1 protein-coding gene is annotated in these 2067 nt (G+C 66.9%); it reads right to left on the bottom strand.

Annotation, left to right across the window (positions count from 1 at the left end):
* Positions 1-2067: MMPL family transporter (locus B1964_RS22790; protein WP_253194132.1), on the bottom strand; the 2067-nt coding region annotated here is incomplete at both ends.

The following is a 2067-nucleotide window of genomic DNA, read 5'->3' as shown; positions in this document are numbered from 1 at the left end:
GCGTCGGTGGGTGCGGAGGCCACCGGCCGAGGTACCCCCGGGCGGGGGCCGATCGTCACGCGCGGCGCCGGCATGTCACCCGACGGAGGCGCGGACGGACCGCGTCGTGCGGTGGCCGGCGGTGTGGGAACCTTGTGCGCCGGAACCTTCTGGGTGGGAACCTTCTGGGTGGGAACCCGTTGCGGCCGAGCGCGATTCGGCGTCGATGGGGATGCGGCCGATGCGGGTGCGGCGGGCCTGCGGGGTCCGCCCGGTTCCACCGTTTGCGGGGTGGCCCGCCCGGCGCGGCGTCGCGTACCCGCCGCCGACGGCGCTGCGGCCATCACCGATGTCGGGACCTCCGAGACCAGGGTGCCCGCACTGATCGCGCGTGGTGCGACGGCGTCGGGACGCTTGTCGTCGGGTTCCTCGTCGAGAATGATCTCGCCCAGGCCGATCTTTCGCTGCAGCGTGCGCATCCACCGCGGTGCCCACCAGCAGTCGTCGCCGAGCAGCTTCATCACCGACGGCACCAACAGCATGCGAATGATGGTGGCGTCCAGGATGAGTGCGGCGATCATGCCGTACGCGATGTACTTCATCATCACGATCTCGGACAGGCCGAATGCGCCGGTCACCACCACGAGAATGGCGGCGGCCGCGGTGATGATGCGACCGGTCAGCGCCGTGCCGACGCGGATCGCCTCGGTGGTCGACGCCCCGCGCTGTCTCGCTTCGACCATGCGGGACAACAGGAATATCTCGTAGTCCGTGGACAGGCCGAACACGATGGCGATGATCAGTACCAGCACCGCGGCGAACAGCGGGCCGGGGGGGAAGTTGGCGATGCCGGCACCATGGCCGTCGACGAAGATCCACGTCAGGATGCCCAGCGTGGCGCCGAGACCCAGCACTGACATCAACGCCGCCTTGATCGGCAACACCACCGACCCGAACGCCAAGAACATCAGCAGCCCGGTGATCAGCACGAGCATCAGTGCCATCAACGGAAGTCGTTGCAGCAGAGCATCAATGGAGTCCTGCGTGAGCGCCGGCGTGCCGGCCACCCACATGCGCATACCGCTGGGCACATCGATCTTGCGCAGATCCTTGATCGCCTCACCCGCGGTGTCGCGATTCACCAGACCCGCCGACATCTGCAGCACCTGCAGTCCCGACGAGCCGTAGCTGCCGGTCAGGGCGCCGTCATCGGCGGAGGAGCTGAATTTCTTGGTGAAGCCGGGGACCTTGTTGGCCTCGTCGGCGATCTGCGAGATCGCATTACCCGCCGACGAATTGTTCTCGTCGTACATGATGACGAGCTTGATGTCCTCGGTGCGTTCGGTCGGGAAGTACTTGTCGAACGCCTCCTGCGCGACCCGGCTCGGATTGTCCGGCGGCAGGTACTGCTCGCTGATGCCGCCGAACTTGATGCCACCGAACGGGATCGTCAGCACCAGCAGCAACAGCACGGTGGGCACCGCGGTGGCCACCGGATGCTTCATCACCCAGCCCGAGAGCCGACCCCAGAATCCGTTCTCGATCTCCTCCCGCGACTTGGTGCGGCCGGTGAGGTCGGCGACGCGGTGGTCGAGCCGATCGGCGCCCGACGGGGAGAACTTCCGCACGATCGGGAACAGGGTGTAGGAGAGCATCCAGCGCAGCGAGAACGCGTCGACGCGCGGCCCGAGGATGCCCAGGAGCGCGGGCAGCACGGTGATCGAGAGGATCGCCGCCAGCGACACCGACGCGATCGCGCCGTAGGCCACCGACTTGAGGAAGCCCTGCGGCATGATCAGCAGACACGCGATCGCCGCGACGATGATCGTCGCCGAGAACACCACCGTCTGGCCGGCGGTCATCACGGTTCTTCGTACCGCGGCTTTCGTCGAATACCCTTCGGCGAGTTCTTCTCGGAATCGGCTGACGATGAACAGCCCGTAGTCGATGGCGATGCCCAGACCGATCAGGGTGACCACCGACTGGGCGAAGATGTTCAGTTCGGTGACCTGGGCGATCGCGTTCATGATGCCCAGCGAGCCGGCGATCGTCAGACCGCCGATGAAGACCGGCAGGCAGGGGGGGGGG

Origin of the sequence: Gordonia sp. i37 (assembly GCF_002043085.1) — a bacterium.
Lineage (GTDB): Bacteria > Actinomycetota > Actinomycetes > Mycobacteriales > Mycobacteriaceae > Gordonia > Gordonia polyisoprenivorans.
The sequence above is the reverse complement of the archived record's forward strand: the minus strand, read 5'-3'. Positions and strand labels throughout refer to the sequence as shown.